Raw genomic sequence first — 17,067 nt, forward strand, 5'->3', positions numbered from 1 at the left:
AATGATACGAAAAATTGTTATTGGATCTACTTTAGCATTAGCGAGTGCCGCTTTATTACCTGTTGTAAGAAATACACTTCGTCCACTTGTTGAATCAGGGGCAAAAGGTGTGAAATCTACTTTTGAAACGATTAAAGAAGAAGTAGAAGATATTATTGTAGAAGCGAAAATGGATAGAATGCAAAAACAATTTGAGAAAGAACTTTCTTACGTTGAAGATGATCATGCTGAAGAGCAAGAGGTAATAGAAGCGGCTGCAAAGGTTGAAGAAATGGAGGAAGTAAGAAATGACGCATAAAGCTGTTGAGCAAGACGTGGATTATCATTTAGAAAAAGCGTTAGAGCATTTTGAACAGGCGCTAGACTTGAGTGTAAAGGCGGCATTAGAAAATAAAGCAATGCAAAAAGAGATTGCGAATAAAATGGGGTCTTTTACAGGAGAAATTTTTCAATCTGTTCGTGAAAAAGGAAAAGTGAATCGCATGAATATAATGAAGTGGTTCACGCTACCTCGCTTTTAAAAAGAGTTGTTAATGGGGAGGGATAGAGGGAGTTTTTTCTCCCTTATCCATATTCCGTACTATGTATGTCACGTTAGTTTCCGGAATGTTCAACAATATGAAGGGGTGAACGGAATGGCAGCATGGATAATGGTATTGGCATTAACATTTTCATCAAGTATCGATAACTTAGGGGTAGGAATTTCTTACGGCATTCGAAATATAAAAATTAGTCATCTATCAAACTTTATTATTTCGATAATTTGTTTTTTATTTAGTGTAGTAGGAATATATTTTGGTTTATGGTTATCAAAAATTTTACCTGGGATTATGCCAGTTGTAATTGGCTCGTTCTTATTAGTTATAATTGGTCTCCGAATTATTTTACTAGCAATTCCTCGTAAGGTTCCGGTGCAAGAGACTGAGGGGGAAGTGGCAAGTGCAGAAATAAATGGCTTAACGAAAAATATCGGTAAATCTGGTGAAATCGGTTTTGCAGAGTCTATTTTTCTTGGGATTGGTTTGTCCGCGAATGCACTAACGAACGGCTTAGGAGCAGGGTTATTCGGTTTAAATCCAATTGCTATTTGTATTGCAGCTGCAGTTGGTAGTTTTATTACAGTGTGGGGCGGAGTTGCGTTAGGGAGAAAAATCGCTCACGTTCGCATTGGTAAATTCACTTTAGGTCAGTTTGGTACATTGATTAGTGGAACGTTATTATTAGTTATTGCGTTTGCTGCACTTTTTGATTAATTCATAGAAGGTGAGTGAAATTGAGATTACTGTATAAAAGGCTAAAGTACTCGGAGTTAGAGTCGGAGTTGCAATTAGTAGAAAGTGTTTTAACTTCAGGATACTTTATTTTGTTAGATTTACTCTTTGTATCTTTCTTATTGATGATACTAACCTTTTCTCTACATCATTCATTTTTTATGGCAATCGTTATATTCGTGAGTTCTTACATAATTTGCGGTAGTGTATTTTTATTATTGCGGAAATGGTTAAAATGATTTTAAAAAGCTATCTTGAATATAAGATAGCTTTTTTGTTTGCAAAATGTAAACATATAAAGGGACTTCTATCTTGTAAATGGTCAGAAAAATTTGTTAATATAAAGTGTATAGAGGTTGTAGTTATTTTTCTTATAATAACTATGGTTATTCTCGTGAATAAAGGGGAATGAGATATGTCTCAAGATAATGAAAGAAGTAATCTTGGATTGTTGTTGAAAAAGTTACTTAAAGAAAAGTCTTTATCGATGCGAAAACTTAGTTCGCTTACTGATATTGATACCGCTACTATTTCAATGATCGTAAATGGTAAGCGAAAGGCGAATCCGAAGCATTTGCAAAAGTTCGCAGAGAGCCTTGATGTTCCGGTAGGTGATTTGTTTGTGGCGGCAGGTTATTCTATTGAAACGAAACAGGAGGAGCAATCTGATATTCACGTTTCCATTAATAACATTGAACACTTACTTGAATCTGCCCAACTCTATGATCAAAAGTTTAGTATATCGAATGTAGAGCAGCAGTTAGCGAATTATGAACAGTATTCGCAAACTGAAGAAGGGAAAGAAACGATTGAAAAGGGGTTTCTTGAAAAGATTCAAAAGGTAAGCAGTATTGGCCCGTTTATTAATGATTTGAAAGAATTGTACGAGAGGTTTACGAAGAAGAAGGGGACGGCTGCAGAACTTGCTTTAATGGGAAGTGCGCTCATTTACTTTATATTATCGGTCGATGTAATTCCAGATTATATATTTCCAATCGGTTATTTAGATGATGCGGTTGCGGTGCAGCTCGTTTTAAATGCACTAATGAAAAGGTAAGATGTTTATATGAATAGACAGATAAAGATATTTATATACCAATAGTTTGGAATACTTGTATCGTTATGAATATACGAAAAAGGTGTACCCCGTGTTAGAACGGAGTACACCTTTTTCGTTTTAATTAGCGGATTTTTCTACATACTCATAAGCTTTCTCTCCGTGCATCGAAATATCAAGTCCCATATGTTCTTCGTGTTCGTCTACCCGAACAGGGAGGAAGAAGTTAATTGCTTTAATAATGGCATACGTCATGATGATCGTGAATGCATATGTTGCGCCGATTGCTACAAGTTGTTTAAACAGTAAAGCAGCGTTTCCGTAAAATAATCCGTTAGCGCCATCACTGTTTACCGTAGTAGTTGCAAATAGTCCTGTCGCAATGCCACCCCAAGTTCCGCCGATGCCGTGGCATCCGAATGCATCAAGTGTATCATCATATCCGAATTTTGTTTTTAAGAAAAAGACTGCTCCGAAGCATAATACGCCGCCAATTGCTCCGATAAGAAGAGCCGAGAAAGGTGTAACGAACCCGCAAGCTGGTGTAATAGCGACTAGACCGGAAACAACTCCGCAAGCAGCTCCCATCGCAGTCGGTTTTGATTGGAAGAACCATTCTGAAAGCATCCAGGTTAATGCGGAGGCAGCCGCGGCTATATTTGTATTAATAAATGCGGTTAAAGCTACATCATTTAAAGATAATGCACTTCCGACGTTAAAACCGAACCAGCCGAACCATAGTAAGCCTGCGCCTAACATCGTAAATGGTAAATGGTGAGGAGACGAACCGTTTATGTTTTTTCGTTTTCCGAGAAAAATAGCTAATACAAGGCCAGCCACGCCAGATGTAATATGAACGACATTACCACCAGCGAAGTCTAACGCGCCAAGCTCTCTAAGCCACCCGCCAACGCCCCATACCCAATGAGCGACAGGATTGTAAACGATTGTTGTCCATAGAAGGATGAAAATAAGGAAAGCGGAAAATCGCATTCTTTCGGCGAATGCACCTGAAATTAAAGCAGGAGTTAAAATGGCGAACATGAGTTGGAACATCATAAATAAGTTGTGAGGAATAGTAGATGAGTAGTCTGGATTTGGTGCGTAGGTAACGCCGTTTAAACCGAACCAATCGAGTGTACCGATAAGTCCGTGCCAATCTGGTCCGAATGATAAAGAATAGCCAATCAAAATCCATTGAATCGAAACGATAGCCATTGCGCTATAACTATGCATTGTCGTACTGAGTACGTTTTTACTGCGAACCATGCCCCCATAAAAAAGTGCCAATCCTGGTGTCATTAACATGACCATTACTGTCGTTACAAACATAAAAACCGTATCTCCTGTATTCATTCTCTCTCCTCCTATAATGTTAGAAAAAATAACATCAACTTGTTATGTTTCATATCATATTCGAAATGAAACATAAAATCAACTAAAAATTCAGAAAACTTTATACTTCATGTTAGGAAAACTGACATGAAGTATTTTGCGGAGGAAGAAATCAACGTATGCGATTCGTCTGGAAAATTGGTATAATATTCTTACAATTAAAAAATATGGGGGATGCGTGTGAGGAAAATACGGACTAGGAAACTATTCATTTGTTTTTGTTTAGCTGTCGTTTTGTTTGTACCAATACATACGTTTGCGGATGAAAAAAGAGAGTGGCGAGACGAAGTTATCTATTCCATTATGATTGATCGTTTCAATAATGGAGAACCGAAAAATGACAAACAGTTAGAAGTTGGAAATTTGGAAGGATATCAGGGCGGAGATATAAGAGGGATTATAAAAAGACTGGATTACATAAAAGAAATGGGCTTTACCGCTGTTATGCTTTCTCCGCTTTTTGAAAGTGGAACGTATGATGGGGTAGATGTGCGTAATTTTCAAAAGGTAAATGAACATTTCGGAACAGAAAATGATGTGAAAGAACTTGTACAAAAAGCGCACGCAAAAGGAATGAAAGTTATACTTCAATTTCCACTTGGGGAAAATGAACAACAAGTCATCGATGCGATGAAATGGTGGGGCAAAGAAGTTGATTTAGATGGAAGTTATGTGATACATAGTGAAAAAAAGTCGGATGCTTTTTGGGATGGCGTACAAAAGGACATGCAAGCGATAAAGAAAGATTTTCGTATTATGACAGAGGGAGATAGTGAGTATAACGAAAAAATAGTAGAATCGTTTTCAAAAGCGGATGTATCGGTGAAACCTTTATATGATGTGAGTAAAAAAGACGGGGAATCCATTATATTTTTAGATAATCAAGATACAAAAAGATATGCTCGTATTGCAAAAGAGCATATGAATTATCCGCCATCTCGTTTGAAACTAGCTCTCACATATTTATTAACATCACCGGGTATTCCGAATTTTTATTACGGGACTGAAATTGCATTAGATGGAGGAGATACTCCGGATAATAGACGATTAATGGATTTCAAATCAGATGAAAAATTTATGCAGCACATAACGAAACTGGGTGAACTTAGAAAAACGAGATCATCTCTACGACGCGGTACGTTTGAACTTTTGTATGATAAAGATGGAATGAGTATACTAAAACGAAAGTATAAAGATGAAGTCACATTAGTAGCGATTAATAATACGAAAGAAACACAAAAAGTGGCTGTACCTGTAAGTACGATTGGTGAAAAACAAGAATTAAGAGGATTGTTAGAAGATGAAATTATAAGAGAAGAAAACGGAAAGTTTTATCTCGTTTTAAAGCGTGAAGAATCAAATGTGTATAAAGTTAACGGGGAAACAGGCGTGAATTGGTTATTTATCTCCTTAATAGTCGGTGTGAATGTATTATTTATTGCGTTTTTAATTGCGGTTAAAAAGAGACGGAAATGAGTAACGTTTTTTAGTAGTTCTTCTTCAGTTTAAGGTGGTGAGGTATTTGCGGAAAAAGAAGTGGTTCGCTCTATGCTTATGTGTTTTTATCGTATTCGTAAGTTTTTATCCCACTTTAATGGGCAGTAAGAACCCCACCTCAAAATTCAGCGAAAGCAAAGAATTTAGGTGGGGATCAACTGCCCATTAAAGTCCGATTGGTTCAACTAATAATCAGTGGGGGATGAAGAAAACCCCCACTGATTAAAGTTTCACTTTATCTTTGGGACAACCGTGATGATGGGGAATTTGTTCGGTGGGGCGATAGTGTTCATTCTGTTGATATGGCAGTTCTGAAGAGAAACGATATAAAATATAAAATCAACAATGATAAAGTATATATTCCTGAAAAATCATTTAATAAAGCGATATGGTGTTGCTCTTAATAAAGGTGAAATCTCGGGGGGCAGGCTAAGGAGGAGACTTTTCCCCTAGCCTGTTTTTGTGTGGGAACCGATAAAAAATCCTTATGATGTATATGTATTAGTCTCTATAGAAGGATTAGTTCCGCAACCTCATTTTCATTTCATTCTACTATTTGTGTGAAGTAAGACTCTTACCTCGAAATCAGCTGAGCAAAGAAGTGAAAAGATCTTTAGAACAAACAATAATTGCAACTATACTAATTTTACATTACATTAAAGGGTGAAAAATATTCTGATACTCATTGAGGGCTATATTTGAGGAGGAACAATGGAATTTTACGATTTGGGTATTACCATTAAAGAACTTAGAATGAAAAAGAATATATCACAATCTGAATTGTGTCATGGAATATGTTCACAAAGTCAAATTAGTAAAATAGAAAAAGGTATGATTTATCCATCTAGTATATTGTTATATCAGTTATCTGAAAGACTTGGTATTGATCCAAATAATATTTTCGCACTAAGTCAAAACAAAAAACTAAAATATGTAGAAAATGTAAAGTATGTAATGAGAGATTGTACAAAACAAAAACAATATAATGAACTTTACGAAATAGTGAAACAAGAGAAAAACGAAAATAATTTCCAGTTAAAAGAAGATAAACAATTTCTAATATGGCATGAAGCAATTGCTATATTTTATGTAAATAAATCAATAAAAACTGCTTTAAATCTTTTACATAGTGCTTTAAAACTAACTGTAACGAATGGTAATTTTTTATCAGAAAGAGAAATAGATATTATGCAGTCAATGGCTATATTTCATTGGGCAAATAAAGAATATGAAAAGAGTATTACTATATTAAGAAGATGTTTAACTAATTTTAATAAGTTAGATTTTCCTAGGGATAAAGAGATTAAATTAAAAATTATTTTTAATTTAGCAAAAATTTTAGGTCATGCAAATCAACATGAAGAGGCAATAAAATACAATGATATGGGTATTAAATTAGCTATTAATTTAAACACTTTATATTTATTAGGTGAATTATATTATGGAAAAGCTTGGAACATGCTAAAACAAAAACAATATAATGAAGAAGATATAGCTGATTACATGAAAAAAGCATTATTTATATTTGAACTAACAGAAAAAGAAAATCTGATAAAAATAGTTAAAGAAAATTATTTTGAAAATCAAAATAAAAAAATTACTCATAATTTCTGATGAACATCGCATTATTTTCTATAAAAAAAGGCACCTTATGATGTCTATTTTTATGACTTATACTATTAAATTGCATTATATATGTTTCTTATACCAAGCTTTGTTGATGTATTTACACTTCGCAGGTGTTGAAGTTTTAGACTTATCATTAAGCGTATCCATATTATTAGAACATCCTGCAATATGTAGGCAGAATGTAGTTAATAAAAAACATAGTATTAATTTCTTCAAATAACCACTTCTAACTCTTTTTTAATTAACATTTTTTCATAAAATAAATTCCTTACTAATTTTACATCACATGAAAGGGTAGAAAATATTCTTATACTCATAAATTGTTACATTTGAGTGGGGCGGGAGGTTTTTTCCTCGATTTTCAAAAAGGCCTTCTTGATTTATGCATAATAATCAAATCCCCATTCTAACCATCCGATTGCGATGTAATATTCTCCCTACACGCTAAAAAGAAAAACATCCTCTACACAGAGGATGTTTTTCTTTTTAGCGGTAGTTAATGAACTGTACGTCAATCGGTAAGTCAGCGCTGCGAACTGCTGCGATAACTGCTTGTAAGTCATCACGGCTTTTCGCTGTAACACGTACTTGGTCATCTTGTACTTGTGTTTTTACTTTTAATTTCATTTCTTTAATGATGTTGTTAATTTTTTTCGCGTTATCTTTATCGATACCTTGTTGAAGTGTTGCGCGTTGGCGAACAGTGTTACCAGTCGCAGCTTCAACTTTTCCGTAATCCAAGTTTTTAATTGGAACGTTACGTTTTACAAGTTTAGCAATTAGAACGTCTTTTACTTGGTCTAATTTGAATTCATCGTCAGAAGTTAAAACTAGTACTTCTTTTTCTAATTTAATATCACTTTTACTTCCTTTAAAGTCATATCGGTTTTGGATTTCCTTTAATGCGATGTTAATTGCGTTTGTTACTTCAGGTAATTCTACTTTCGAAACGATGTCAAAAGAACTCTCTTTTGCCATAGTTAGCACCTCCAAATAAATTTCTAATCTTTTTATGTACTGTACATACTAAAGTATAGCTGAAAACGAGCTTAGACTTAAGTGTTTTCATACTTATAATCATGTAACCTCATTTTATTATAGTGAATTTTGGGCAGTTGGACAAATAAAGGGAAAATCGTGTTATAATTAACTTTTGTTTGGAATGATAAAAAAGATAATTTTATCCCGCATTAACGGGCATTCAGTTAGAGCAAAGAAGTTAAGTGGGAGATCCACTGCCGTAAACGCCCGATTGGTGAGGGTTGACAATCAGTGGGAAGGAACAAAAACCCCACTGATTAAAGTTTCACTTTATATAGAGAAGGGAATTAAAAAATATGTATTTACAATTAGGAGCGATTGAACAGGTAACTGTTTTACGTGAAACTGAAATCGGATATATGGTTGGGAATGAAGAAGAAGAAATTTTCCTACATAAAAACGAATTAGTTGGAGAAATTGAAGAAGGTGATAAGATTGATGTATTTTTATACCTTGATCATCAAAATCGTGTTTCAGCAACAATGAAGGAGCCACTTATTACAACTTTTGATTGGAACTGGGTAAAAGTTGTAGAAGTTATTCCTAGTTTAGGTGTGTTTGTTGATATTGGTGTATCAAAAGATATACTAATCCCAGCTGATGAGTTCCCGATTTACATGCCAGTATGGCCAGAGGTTGGAGACGAATTATATTGTACGTTAAAATTAACGAATCGTGATCGACTTATTGCTCTTCCGGCAAGAGATAGTGATATGCAAGAAATTATCGTAGATGCGACGCCATCTATGCGTAATAAAAACGTAAATGGACGTGTGTATCGTTCACTTCAAGTTGGTTCATTCATACTAACTGATGAGCATTTCCGTGCTTTCTTACACCATACTGAAAGAAAAGAACAAGTACGTATCGGTGAACGTGTAACGGGCCGTATTATTGACGTAAAAGATGATGGTACAATTAACATTTCACTTCTTCCTCGTAAAGAAGAAGGAATGGAAGACGATGCGGCTGTAATTTACGCATATATGGAAGAAAGAGGCGGAGCAATGCCGTTTTGGGATAAGAGCCACCCAGAAGACATTAAAGAACGCTTCAACATGAGTAAAGCTGCATTTAAGCGCGCGCTTGGTAAGTTGATGAAAGAAGAAAAGATTTATCAAGAAGAAGGCTGGACGTACTTTAAGAAGTAAATGAAATAAAAAGCACCGTCTTATTTTGTCATAAAAAATAAGACGGTGCTTTTTTAATTTCCTTGTTCATGCGCAAGAGTAAACGTATCTTCCAAATCACTATCGTTTATTTTAATATTTGCCTTTTTTAATTCTTTTTGTAGCAATTTGTGACTAAATGTAGGATCGGCAATACGTTCTGCTTCTAAGTTTTTACGAATGGAACCTTTAACTTCATCGTAAGGTTGTAAATCTTTTTTACCAGTTAGCTTAATAATGTGATAGCCATTTGGTGATTTGACGGGTTCACTAATTTGGTCGATTTTTAGTTTATAGGCAGCGGTTTCGAATTCAGGAGCCATTGTACCGGAATTGAAGTATCCAAGGTCTCCGCCTTTATCTTTTGATAGTAGATCTTGCGATTCTTGTTTTGCTAGTTCTTCAAATGAAGCGCCAGCATCTAATTTTTTCTTTATTTCTTTCGCTTCATTTTCGTCACTTACTAAAATATGACTCGCTTTAATTTCTGGTTTATAGTGATCTTTCACGTCTTTTTCTGTAACACTTTTCTTAATCGCTTCATTCATAGCAAGTTTGAACTTGATTTGATTTTTGAAATCAGCTTCATCTTTTAAACGATTGTTTTCTAGTACAGTTGTGAATTGATCGCCATATTGTTTTTTCGCTTTTTGTACTTCTTTATTTACATCATCGTCAGATACTTTATATTTTTTCGTGATAACGTCTTGTGCCATCATTTCGTATAACATGTCTTTTCCATAACGATCTTTCAACTGCTTTTCGAAGTCGCTCTTCGTAATGGCTGAGTCTGTTGCCGTAGCGACTGTAGCTGAGCTGTTTTTTTGTCCACAAGCAGCTAGCATTAATATACTTATTAGTGCAGTAATAATGAAAATGTGTTTCCCTCTCATGCCAACACCTCATCCGAATATGTTATCGCTATTGTAGAATATAGAAGTGAACATGAAGTGAATTTTCAATGTTTTTTCCTGTAAAATGTAAAAAAAAGTACATCAACAATACTGTTGATGTACAATGGAATCAAAGGTGATCGGTCTTTTTAGAATAGGCACGTTTACCTTGCTGAATATTTTTTTGTTCTTGCTCATTTTTTTGCGTACGCTTTGCATTATTATCGCGTGCTTTTTTGTCGTTATCGCTCGTATGTGGCATATGTATCAACTCCATTTCTAAACGTTGTACGTTTATCATTTCCTTTTTCGTAAAGACTATGTATAGCAGTGCATTCATGAATAATAAGGGTGGATTAGAAATGGATTTGAAGTTGAATTATACCGAACTTATAAAGAAGTTAATCGTTGTAATCGTCGCAGGTTTGTTAAATGCGATTGGAATGAATTTATTTTTGACGCCGGCGAAAGTGTACGCGAGTGGATTTGCTGGGTTGTCTCAATTGTTATCGCAAATATTAGGTGACTTTTTATCTATTCACATATCAACGGGGGTATTGTTTAGTTTGTTCAATATTCCTGTCGTTATTTTAGCGTGGAAGAAGGTTGGAAAGGCCTTTACTTTCTTTAGTTTTCTTTGCGTTATATTTATGACTTTGTTTTTAGAAATTATCCCAGTTAGAGCGGTTTCAAACGACATCATATTGAATGCGATTTTTGGCGGGATTATTTCAGCAATCGGTGTAGGTATGGCGTTGAAGTGGGGGGCTTCTACAGGTGGTTTAGATATTATCGCTATGATTTTATCTAAAATAAAAGACAAGCCTGTCGGTACATATTTTTTCTTCTTTAATGCACTGATCATTATCGCTGCTGGCTATGTGTATGGCTGGGAAAAAGCATTATATACTTTGGTGACTTTGTATGTCTCGACGCGAATTATCGATGCGATTCATACGCGGCATGTGAAGATTACAGCATTAATCGTTACGAAGAATGGGGCAGATGTACGAAAGGCGATTCATTCACGTTTAGTGAGAGGGATTACAACTATCCCAGCAACAGGTGCTTATACAAATGAAAATAAAGAAATGTTAATGATTGTTATTACTCGTTATGAACTGTATGAATTAGAGAGGGTTATTAAACAAGTGGACCCAAGTGCATTTACAAACGTACTGCAAACGGTCGGGGTGTTTGGATTGTTTCGAAAAGATTAAAGAGGACCAAAGCTGGTCCTCTTTTTTAATGCAAATTCGTAATGTTTTGCAACTGCTCCTGCATTTCACGTAGCTGAACTTTTTCAGCTGTTGAAGAGTTTGCATAAGCAGAGTGCAAAGCGTTTTTTGCTCTATATACGAGATCTTGTTGCTCAGCACCGCTTGAACAAGTTACGGCGTTTGCAACAGCATCTCTAGCTTGTTGGAATAGTAAGTTCCCCATTTAAACCCCTCCAAAAGAAGAGTTACTTCTCGCTTTTTCTGCCTCAGCTAATGTACCACGGTACGGGAATCTTGCATCATGCTTCATTACAGCATCGGCTCCTTGTTGGATAAAACGTTTTGATTTGTTCTTTTTACCCATTCGAAAAACCCCCTTTATTTAGCTGAAAACAATCGACGCGCTGACTTGTGCGTCTAATAATAGTATGAGCGTTTGGCGAGAAACTATAAGCAGGGAATTTTTAGATTACAACCCAAGAACCTCTTCTAAATAAAGTGCAATACCATCTTCTTCATTCGTTAACGTCGTATGGTTTGCGAGTGATTTTAATTCAGGAATAGCATTACCCATTGCGATGCCGTGACCAGCAAATTCAATCATTTCAAAGTCGTTATCTTCATCACCGAAAGCGATAATTCGCTCTTGTGGAATGTTGTAATGACTAGAAATTTTTTGTAATCCGACAGCTTTATTTAACCCGCTTTTTACAATTTCAATAATCGGCCAAGGTGCGCCCCATTTTCTATGATCGATTACTTCAGCATGCATATCAGTTAAATGTTGACGAATTGCGCTAGAATGTTCGTCATGTGCGTCAATTAATAAGCAAGTTGGATGATCGTTTAAAGTATTTAATAAGTCTCCTGTAAAAATCTTTGGAGAACCGAATTCGAAAATATGTTTTTTATCTTCATCAATTTCACGGACATACACATCGTCCATTACTTCAGCGTATATATTTTTTACACCAAAATCAAAGCAAGCTCGGACAATTTCTTGGGCTGTTGCTAGCTCAAGAGGAGAGTGATGTGTGCCCCACTTTGAATCAAGGGGATGATGTACGTAAGCACCGTTAAAGTTTACGATTGGTGTACTCAGACCGAGTTCTTTATAGTAATCAAAACTAGCACGGAATGGACGCCCTGTTGAAATAACGACAATATGTCCTTGTTCCTTTGCTTTTGCAATTGTATGTTTCGTTCGAGTGGAAATTATTTTGTTGTCTGTCAATAAAGTGCCGTCTAAGTCTAATGCGATTAAATGTTGTTTATTCATAATTTCACCTCTTATAATAATTTTTTTGTTTCTATCTGTATTTCCGTTTTTAATATGCAGAAATAAGAGGTTAAGCTGGGTGAGAACACCAAAGATGGAAACTTCACTATATATCCATCTTACGTCGCAAAGCGCTACGGTGTCTACTATTTCTCGCTGGAAATTAAGAAAAGTCAACGTCTTTTTAGAAAGTTCAAACAAAGTTTCTTTCATTATGTACAAATTGTGAAAAGGGTTACATTGCTCGTGTGAGGAAGCTTATAATGAACATGTAATCTTCTCGTATATGTTTGACTCTCCTTTGAAACTGGCCTATAGTAGGTTGGTTTCTTTTTTTTCTACAAATAGGAACGAAATTCCTTCCTAAGCTTGTGTCATTCATGTATATGTACAAGAACGAAATGTAGTACTTGTTTCCTAAACATGACAGAAAAGCTTTCTTTGAAAATGGATATACTAATGAGGCAAAGACGTCATGGAAGGAGAATGGAAATGGGACAAAATCGCAGGTTTCGTTCTGGACAAAAAGCGCCAAATGATGGCATTTATGTAGAGATTGGTGAAACAGGAAGTATGGTAAAAGATCCGCAAATGGTGAAATTAACTGCCGGTGAAAAGTTTCCAGATAACACAAATCATAACCGTCAATGGACATATAAAAGAAGACCGTAACAGAAGCCGCAATCATTATTGCGGCTTTTTTGTTATGGGGCATTGTAATCTCATTTACCGTAACGTTTTAACCTGTATAATGAATGCACTCTTTTTCTTTTTCCAATAATAAGTTTGAAAATACATAAGCAAAATTATTGTATAAAAAAGTCAGTTGGCGTATAATCAAATCAAAGGTCAAAGAAAGTCAAACATTTGGAGGACTGTAAAGATGGACTTAAATCAAATGACAACGAAAACACAAGAGGCGATTATGAGTGCCCAATCTTTAGCGGTATCTCATCATCATCAAGAAGTAGATACTGTTCATCTCTTGTCTACATTATTAGAAGAGCAAGATGGATTAGCAGTACGTATTTTTCAAAAAATGAATGTCGATATAGAAGCGTTAAAACAAGGCGCTGAAAGTTTAATTAAGAAAAAGCCTTCTGTAACGGGAAGCGGTGCAGAAGCAGGTAAATTATATATAACTGGTGCTCTGCAGCAACTACTTGTAAGAGCAGGAAAAGAAGCAGAAAAATTGCAAGATGACTACATTTCAGTTGAACATGTATTGCTTGCTTTTACTGAAGAAAAAGGCGATATAGGCCAATTATTCACAAGATTTCATATTACGAAAGATAACTTATTACAGTCTTTAATGACAGTTCGGGGGAATCAAAGAGTGACTAGTCAAAATCCAGAAGCAACTTATGAAGCGTTAGAAAAATATGGCCGTGATTTAGTGGCGGAAGTAAGAGCGGGAAAAATTGACCCTGTAATCGGCCGCGATAGTGAAATTCGCCGCGTAATCCGCATTCTTTCACGTAAAACAAAAAACAACCCGGTTTTAATTGGTGAGCCAGGTGTTGGTAAAACAGCAATCGTTGAAGGGTTAGCACAGCGTATTGTGAAGAAGGATGTACCAGAAGGATTAAAAGATAGAACAATCTTTGCATTAGATATGAGTGCGCTCGTAGCTGGAGCGAAATTCCGTGGTGAATTTGAAGAGCGCCTGCAAGCTGTATTAAATGAGATTAAAAAGAGTGAAGGACGCATTTTATTATTCATTGATGAACTTCATACAATCGTCGGCGCTGGTAAAACAGAAGGTGCGATGGATGCAGGGAATATGTTAAAACCGATGCTTGCTCGCGGTGAACTGCATTGTATCGGGGCGACGACGCTCGATGAATATCGTAAATATATTGAGAAAGATCCAGCGTTAGAAAGACGTTTCCAACAAGTATTAGCAGAAGAACCAACTGTTGAAGATACAATTTCTATTTTACGTGGTTTAAAAGAGCGTTTTGAAATTTATCACGGTGTAAATATTCACGACCGCGCGATTGTAGCAGCATCTGTTTTGTCAGATCGATATATTTCGGATCGTTTTTTACCAGATAAGGCAATTGATCTTGTTGACGAAGCGTGTGCAACGATTCGAACAGAAATTGATTCTATGCCAACAGAATTAGATGAAGTAACGCGCCGCATTATGCAGCTGGAAATTGAAGAAGCAGCTCTTGGAAAAGAGAAGGACTTTGGTAGCCAAGAACGTCTAAAAACGTTGCAACGTGAATTATCGGATTTAAAAGAAGTTGCAAGTGGTATGAGAGCGAAATGGGAGAAAGAAAAAGAAGATATTCACAAAGTTCGTGACTTACGTGAACATTTAGAGCGTCTGCGCCGTGAATTAGAAGAAGCAGAAGGTAATTACGATTTAAATAAAGCAGCGGAACTTCGACATGGGAAAATTCCTGCAATTGAAAAAGAGTTAAAAGAAGCAGAAGAAATGGGCGCACATAATAAACAAGAAAATCGTTTATTACGTGAGGAAGTAAGTGAAGAAGAGATTGCTGATATTGTTTCACGCTGGACTGGTATTCCTGTTGCAAAACTCGTAGAAGGTGAACGCGAGAAATTACTACGCTTAGAGCAAATTTTATCAGAGCGTGTCATCGGACAGGAGGAAGCGGTAAGTTTAGTATCAGACGCAGTTCTTCGTGCACGCGCTGGTATTAAAGATCCGAATCGTCCGATTGGTTCCTTCATCTTCTTAGGACCGACAGGTGTTGGTAAAACAGAACTTGCAAAAACGTTAGCGCAGTCTTTATTCGATAGTGAAGAGCAAATGATTCGTATCGACATGTCTGAGTATATGGAGAAACACGCTGTGTCACGCTTAATTGGTGCGCCTCCTGGATATGTAGGATATGAAGAGGGCGGTCAATTAACAGAAGCGGTAAGACGTAAACCGTATTCCGTTATTTTATTAGACGAAATCGAAAAAGCACATCCAGAAGTATTCAACATTTTATTACAAATGTTAGATGATGGACGCATTACAGATTCGCAAGGACGTACAGTAGACTTTAAAAACACGGTTATTATTATGACTTCAAATATTGGATCTGCTCATTTGTTAGATGGATTAGAAGCAGATGGTTCCATTAAAGAGGAATCAAGAGAACTTGTAATGGGGCAATTAAGAGGACATTTCCGACCAGAGTTCTTAAACCGTGTCGATGAAATTATTTTATTCAAACCTCTTACAACGAATGAAATTAAAGGTATTGTTGATAAAATTGTAAAAGAATTACAAGGTCGTTTAGCTGACCGTCATATTACAGTAGAATTAACAAACGCAGCGAAAGAATTTGTTGTAGAAGCTGGCTTTGATCCAATGTACGGAGCTCGCCCATTAAAACGATATGTACAGCGTCAAGTTGAGACGAAATTAGCGAGAGAATTAATTGCAGGAACGATTACTGATAACAGTCACGTAGTTGTTGATGTAGAAAATAACGAACTAGTCGTTCATGTGAAATAAAATAAAAAAGAGTTCGGATAAAATCCGGACTCTTTTTTTAGTGTTGTTCTACTGGCTCGTTTGGAATTGCAGCTGAAATTGCCAGTACTAATACCGCAAGAACAACTGAGAAAATAGACGCTTGGTTAAAATCGTATGTACCGCCAGTCATAGAACCAATTACGTAGCTCATCATATGTACAAGCGCGAACGACCAAATAAATGCCCAAATGAAACGCATATTTTACACCTCTATTCGTTCAATCTGTCCTTATTGTAACACAATTGAAAAAAGAATATAGAAAAATATTTGTAGATTTTTCAACGCAAATTTGCATTCCGTTCATACATTATAGAAGAGTACTTTTATACGTTTAGAAAATAAGGCGGGGGAAAAATGAGTATTACGGAACGTTTTTTTTACTTGGAAAAAGAACCATGTGTCATTTATTTACCGGAGAAGCCAAATGGATTTTCTGTAATGCTTCTTGGTGATTACAACTACTTTATTGAGAATGGTACAAGTTTATGGACACAGCATGCAGGTAGATCTTATTTTTTACATGGCCTTATTGAGGAAGGCTACACGGTCTTTTCTTCTAATTTATACGGAAGACATTGGGGAAACGACCAATCTGTTCGTCTAGCAAAACGCTTATATGACGTTGTTTTGAGAAAAGAGACATTAAATGCGAAAATGCACATTATGGCAGACGGTATGGGGGCACTTGTAGCACTTGAAATGATGAACAAATACCCTGAATGTATACGCTCAGTCATTATGTTAAATCCGTGTTTAGATTTACCAGAATATGTGGAGTTTGAGAAAGAGCATAAGTTTTTTTACAAAAGATTAGTGAAGGAATTAAGTTTGGCGTATGATTCCAAAGAAGAAGAATTGGAGTCCAAAATAAATAAGAAAACATTTACGCTTCTTCCGTCTTGTGTACCTGTTAAAGTTTTCGTATCAACACAAGAAAAAAGAGGAAGAAAACAGTTGTTACGTAAATATGAGAAAATGAGGCAATTCAATCAATGCGATACTTCTGTCTTATTCCATCTGCAAGATGTGAAATATAAAATGGTTAGGCAAACGACTGATTTCTTTAAAAAATATGAAGAAGAATTGTGAAGCTCCCATATACATAAATGA

At 35.8% G+C, this 17,067-nt stretch carries 21 protein-coding genes; 13 read left to right on the forward strand and 8 right to left on the reverse strand.

Translation table 11 applies throughout. From position 1 onward, the window contains the following. The first annotated feature begins 1 nt into the window (after position 1). The 5 genes from ACHZK0_RS05935 to ACHZK0_RS05955 all read left to right on the forward strand — a co-directional run bounded on the left by ACHZK0_RS05935 (position 2) and on the right by ACHZK0_RS05955 (position 2,328). On the forward strand, positions 2–298 hold the full coding sequence (locus ACHZK0_RS05935; RefSeq protein ID WP_073517563.1) for a hypothetical protein: 297 nt from the start codon (positions 2–4) through the stop codon (positions 296–298). Beyond that, on the forward strand, positions 288–521 hold the full coding sequence (locus ACHZK0_RS05940; RefSeq protein WP_395761331.1) for a hypothetical protein: 234 nt from the start codon (positions 288–290) through the stop codon (positions 519–521). Before ACHZK0_RS05935 ends, ACHZK0_RS05940 begins: the two co-directional genes overlap by 11 nt. A gap of 51 nt (positions 522–572) precedes the next feature. After that, positions 573–1,253, forward strand: a complete 681-nt coding sequence (gene ytaF, locus ACHZK0_RS05945; RefSeq protein WP_395761697.1) for a sporulation membrane protein YtaF — start codon at positions 573–575, stop codon at positions 1,251–1,253. 20 nt (positions 1,254–1,273) lie between these two features. Next, a complete protein-coding gene (locus ACHZK0_RS05950) occupies positions 1,274–1,510 on the forward strand; it encodes a hypothetical protein (RefSeq protein WP_088023078.1) in 237 nt (78 codons plus the stop codon). Positions 1,511–1,686: 176 nt separating this feature from the next. Beyond that, on the forward strand, positions 1,687–2,328 hold the full coding sequence (locus ACHZK0_RS05955) for a DUF1232 domain-containing protein (protein ID WP_262742331.1): 642 nt from the start codon (positions 1,687–1,689) through the stop codon (positions 2,326–2,328). 120 nt (positions 2,329–2,448) lie between these two features. Here the strand turns inward: ACHZK0_RS05955 and ACHZK0_RS05960 are convergent, their stop codons facing one another. Beyond that, the gene (locus tag ACHZK0_RS05960; RefSeq protein WP_097863892.1) at positions 2,449–3,684 is read right to left on the reverse strand and encodes an ammonium transporter; all 1,236 of its coding nucleotides are present in this window, start codon (positions 3,682–3,684) and stop codon (positions 2,449–2,451) included. Between the two features lie 219 nt (positions 3,685–3,903). Between ACHZK0_RS05960 and ACHZK0_RS05965 the strand changes: the two genes are divergently transcribed. The 3 genes from ACHZK0_RS05965 to ACHZK0_RS05975 all read left to right on the forward strand — a co-directional run bounded on the left by ACHZK0_RS05965 (position 3,904) and on the right by ACHZK0_RS05975 (position 6,834). Then, positions 3,904–5,199, forward strand: coding sequence for an alpha-amylase family glycosyl hydrolase (locus ACHZK0_RS05965; protein ID WP_395761332.1), 1,296 nt, complete (start codon positions 3,904–3,906; stop codon positions 5,197–5,199). 239 nt (positions 5,200–5,438) lie between these two features. Then, the gene (locus ACHZK0_RS05970; protein WP_262742337.1) at positions 5,439–5,624 is read left to right on the forward strand and encodes a hypothetical protein; all 186 of its coding nucleotides are present in this window, start codon (positions 5,439–5,441) and stop codon (positions 5,622–5,624) included. A gap of 307 nt (positions 5,625–5,931) precedes the next feature. Next, a complete protein-coding gene (locus ACHZK0_RS05975) occupies positions 5,932–6,834 on the forward strand; it encodes a helix-turn-helix domain-containing protein (protein ID WP_395761333.1) in 903 nt (300 codons plus the stop codon). 501 nt (positions 6,835–7,335) lie between these two features. On the opposite strand, the gene ACHZK0_RS05980 is transcribed toward ACHZK0_RS05975, so the two are convergent. Next, positions 7,336–7,827 (reverse strand): YajQ family cyclic di-GMP-binding protein, encoded by a 492-nt coding sequence (locus tag ACHZK0_RS05980; protein ID WP_061678717.1) that lies wholly within the window; start codon positions 7,825–7,827, stop codon positions 7,336–7,338. A 359-nt stretch (positions 7,828–8,186) separates the two neighbouring features. Here ACHZK0_RS05980 and ACHZK0_RS05985 point away from each other — a divergent pair, with 359 nt between their 5' ends. Continuing rightward, the gene (locus ACHZK0_RS05985) at positions 8,187–9,041 is read left to right on the forward strand and encodes a S1 RNA-binding domain-containing protein (RefSeq protein ID WP_000281274.1); all 855 of its coding nucleotides are present in this window, start codon (positions 8,187–8,189) and stop codon (positions 9,039–9,041) included. A 53-nt stretch (positions 9,042–9,094) separates the two neighbouring features. Here ACHZK0_RS05985 and prsA read toward each other — a convergent pair whose 3' ends face one another. Both prsA and ACHZK0_RS05995 read right to left on the reverse strand, forming a co-directional pair. After that, complete coding sequence (gene prsA / locus ACHZK0_RS05990) at positions 9,095–9,952, reverse strand: peptidylprolyl isomerase PrsA (protein ID WP_262743055.1); 858 nt, start codon at positions 9,950–9,952, stop codon at positions 9,095–9,097. Between the two features lie 130 nt (positions 9,953–10,082). Continuing rightward, the gene (locus tag ACHZK0_RS05995) at positions 10,083–10,214 is read right to left on the reverse strand and encodes a DUF3941 domain-containing protein (protein ID WP_001120851.1); all 132 of its coding nucleotides are present in this window, start codon (positions 10,212–10,214) and stop codon (positions 10,083–10,085) included. Positions 10,215–10,314: 100 nt separating this feature from the next. Here ACHZK0_RS05995 and ACHZK0_RS06000 point away from each other — a divergent pair, with 100 nt between their 5' ends. Continuing rightward, positions 10,315–11,172: a YitT family protein gene (locus tag ACHZK0_RS06000; protein WP_270342851.1), complete on the forward strand. Its 858-nt coding sequence runs from the start codon at positions 10,315–10,317 to the stop codon at positions 11,170–11,172. Positions 11,173–11,197: 25 nt separating this feature from the next. On the opposite strand, the gene ACHZK0_RS06005 is transcribed toward ACHZK0_RS06000, so the two are convergent. From ACHZK0_RS06005 to ACHZK0_RS06015, 3 genes are all read right to left on the reverse strand, one after another. Continuing rightward, positions 11,198–11,395, reverse strand: coding sequence for a DUF3813 domain-containing protein (locus ACHZK0_RS06005; RefSeq protein ID WP_000527404.1), 198 nt, complete (start codon positions 11,393–11,395; stop codon positions 11,198–11,200). Then, on the reverse strand, positions 11,396–11,536 hold the full coding sequence (locus ACHZK0_RS06010; protein WP_000516816.1) for a hypothetical protein: 141 nt from the start codon (positions 11,534–11,536) through the stop codon (positions 11,396–11,398). A 105-nt stretch (positions 11,537–11,641) separates the two neighbouring features. After that, entirely contained in the window at positions 11,642–12,451 is an 810-nt protein-coding gene (locus ACHZK0_RS06015; RefSeq protein WP_270342843.1) for a Cof-type HAD-IIB family hydrolase, read from the reverse strand. A gap of 492 nt (positions 12,452–12,943) precedes the next feature. Between ACHZK0_RS06015 and ACHZK0_RS06020 the strand changes: the two genes are divergently transcribed. Together ACHZK0_RS06020 and clpB are read left to right on the forward strand one after the other, a co-directional pair. Further along, a complete protein-coding gene (locus ACHZK0_RS06020) occupies positions 12,944–13,123 on the forward strand; it encodes a YjzC family protein (protein WP_061678721.1) in 180 nt (59 codons plus the stop codon). 211 nt (positions 13,124–13,334) lie between these two features. After that, entirely contained in the window at positions 13,335–15,935 is a 2,601-nt protein-coding gene (gene clpB / locus ACHZK0_RS06025) for an ATP-dependent chaperone ClpB (RefSeq protein ID WP_270342838.1), read from the forward strand. Between the two features lie 37 nt (positions 15,936–15,972). Here the strand turns inward: clpB and ACHZK0_RS06030 are convergent, their stop codons facing one another. After that, positions 15,973–16,155: a YjzD family protein gene (locus tag ACHZK0_RS06030; protein ID WP_061678724.1), complete on the reverse strand. Its 183-nt coding sequence runs from the start codon at positions 16,153–16,155 to the stop codon at positions 15,973–15,975. 156 nt (positions 16,156–16,311) lie between these two features. On the opposite strand from ACHZK0_RS06030, the gene ACHZK0_RS06035 reads away from it, so the two are divergent. Continuing rightward, a complete protein-coding gene (locus ACHZK0_RS06035; protein ID WP_061678725.1) occupies positions 16,312–17,046 on the forward strand; it encodes a hydrolase in 735 nt (244 codons plus the stop codon). Positions 17,047–17,067 lie beyond the last annotated feature (21 nt).

It is taken from the genome of Bacillus sp. 3G2, assembly GCF_044324725.1.
Lineage (GTDB): Bacteria > Bacillota > Bacilli > Bacillales > Bacillaceae_G > Bacillus_A > Bacillus_A mobilis.

What these genes read in the sequence shown, in the direction of transcription:
- ACHZK0_RS05955 (WP_262742331.1), top strand. Translation starts at nt 1,687, where the DNA reads ATGTCTCAAGATAATGAAAGAAGTAATCTTGGATTGTTGTTGAAAAAG.
- ACHZK0_RS06000 (WP_270342851.1), top strand. Translation starts at nt 10,315, where the DNA reads ATGGATTTGAAGTTGAATTATACCGAACTTATAAAGAAGTTAATCGTT.
- ACHZK0_RS06020 (WP_061678721.1), top strand. Translation starts at nt 12,944, where the DNA reads ATGGGACAAAATCGCAGGTTTCGTTCTGGACAAAAAGCGCCAAATGAT.
- ACHZK0_RS05935 (WP_073517563.1), top strand. Translation starts at nt 2, where the DNA reads ATGATACGAAAAATTGTTATTGGATCTACTTTAGCATTAGCGAGTGCC.
- ACHZK0_RS05985 (WP_000281274.1), top strand. Translation starts at nt 8,187, where the DNA reads ATGTATTTACAATTAGGAGCGATTGAACAGGTAACTGTTTTACGTGAA.
- ACHZK0_RS06030 (WP_061678724.1), bottom strand. Translation starts at nt 16,155, where the DNA reads ATGCGTTTCATTTGGGCATTTATTTGGTCGTTCGCGCTTGTACATATG.
- ACHZK0_RS06015 (WP_270342843.1), bottom strand. Translation starts at nt 12,451, where the DNA reads ATGAATAAACAACATTTAATCGCATTAGACTTAGACGGCACTTTATTG.
- ACHZK0_RS05960 (WP_097863892.1), bottom strand. Translation starts at nt 3,684, where the DNA reads ATGAATACAGGAGATACGGTTTTTATGTTTGTAACGACAGTAATGGTC.
- prsA (WP_262743055.1), bottom strand. Translation starts at nt 9,952, where the DNA reads ATGAGAGGGAAACACATTTTCATTATTACTGCACTAATAAGTATATTA.
- ACHZK0_RS05940 (WP_395761331.1), top strand. Translation starts at nt 288, where the DNA reads ATGACGCATAAAGCTGTTGAGCAAGACGTGGATTATCATTTAGAAAAA.
- clpB (WP_270342838.1), top strand. Translation starts at nt 13,335, where the DNA reads ATGGACTTAAATCAAATGACAACGAAAACACAAGAGGCGATTATGAGT.
- ACHZK0_RS05995 (WP_001120851.1), bottom strand. Translation starts at nt 10,214, where the DNA reads ATGCCACATACGAGCGATAACGACAAAAAAGCACGCGATAATAATGCA.
- ACHZK0_RS06035 (WP_061678725.1), top strand. Translation starts at nt 16,312, where the DNA reads ATGAGTATTACGGAACGTTTTTTTTACTTGGAAAAAGAACCATGTGTC.
- ACHZK0_RS05975 (WP_395761333.1), top strand. Translation starts at nt 5,932, where the DNA reads ATGGAATTTTACGATTTGGGTATTACCATTAAAGAACTTAGAATGAAA.
- ACHZK0_RS05980 (WP_061678717.1), bottom strand. Translation starts at nt 7,827, where the DNA reads ATGGCAAAAGAGAGTTCTTTTGACATCGTTTCGAAAGTAGAATTACCT.
- ACHZK0_RS06010 (WP_000516816.1), bottom strand. Translation starts at nt 11,536, where the DNA reads ATGGGTAAAAAGAACAAATCAAAACGTTTTATCCAACAAGGAGCCGAT.
- ACHZK0_RS06005 (WP_000527404.1), bottom strand. Translation starts at nt 11,395, where the DNA reads ATGGGGAACTTACTATTCCAACAAGCTAGAGATGCTGTTGCAAACGCC.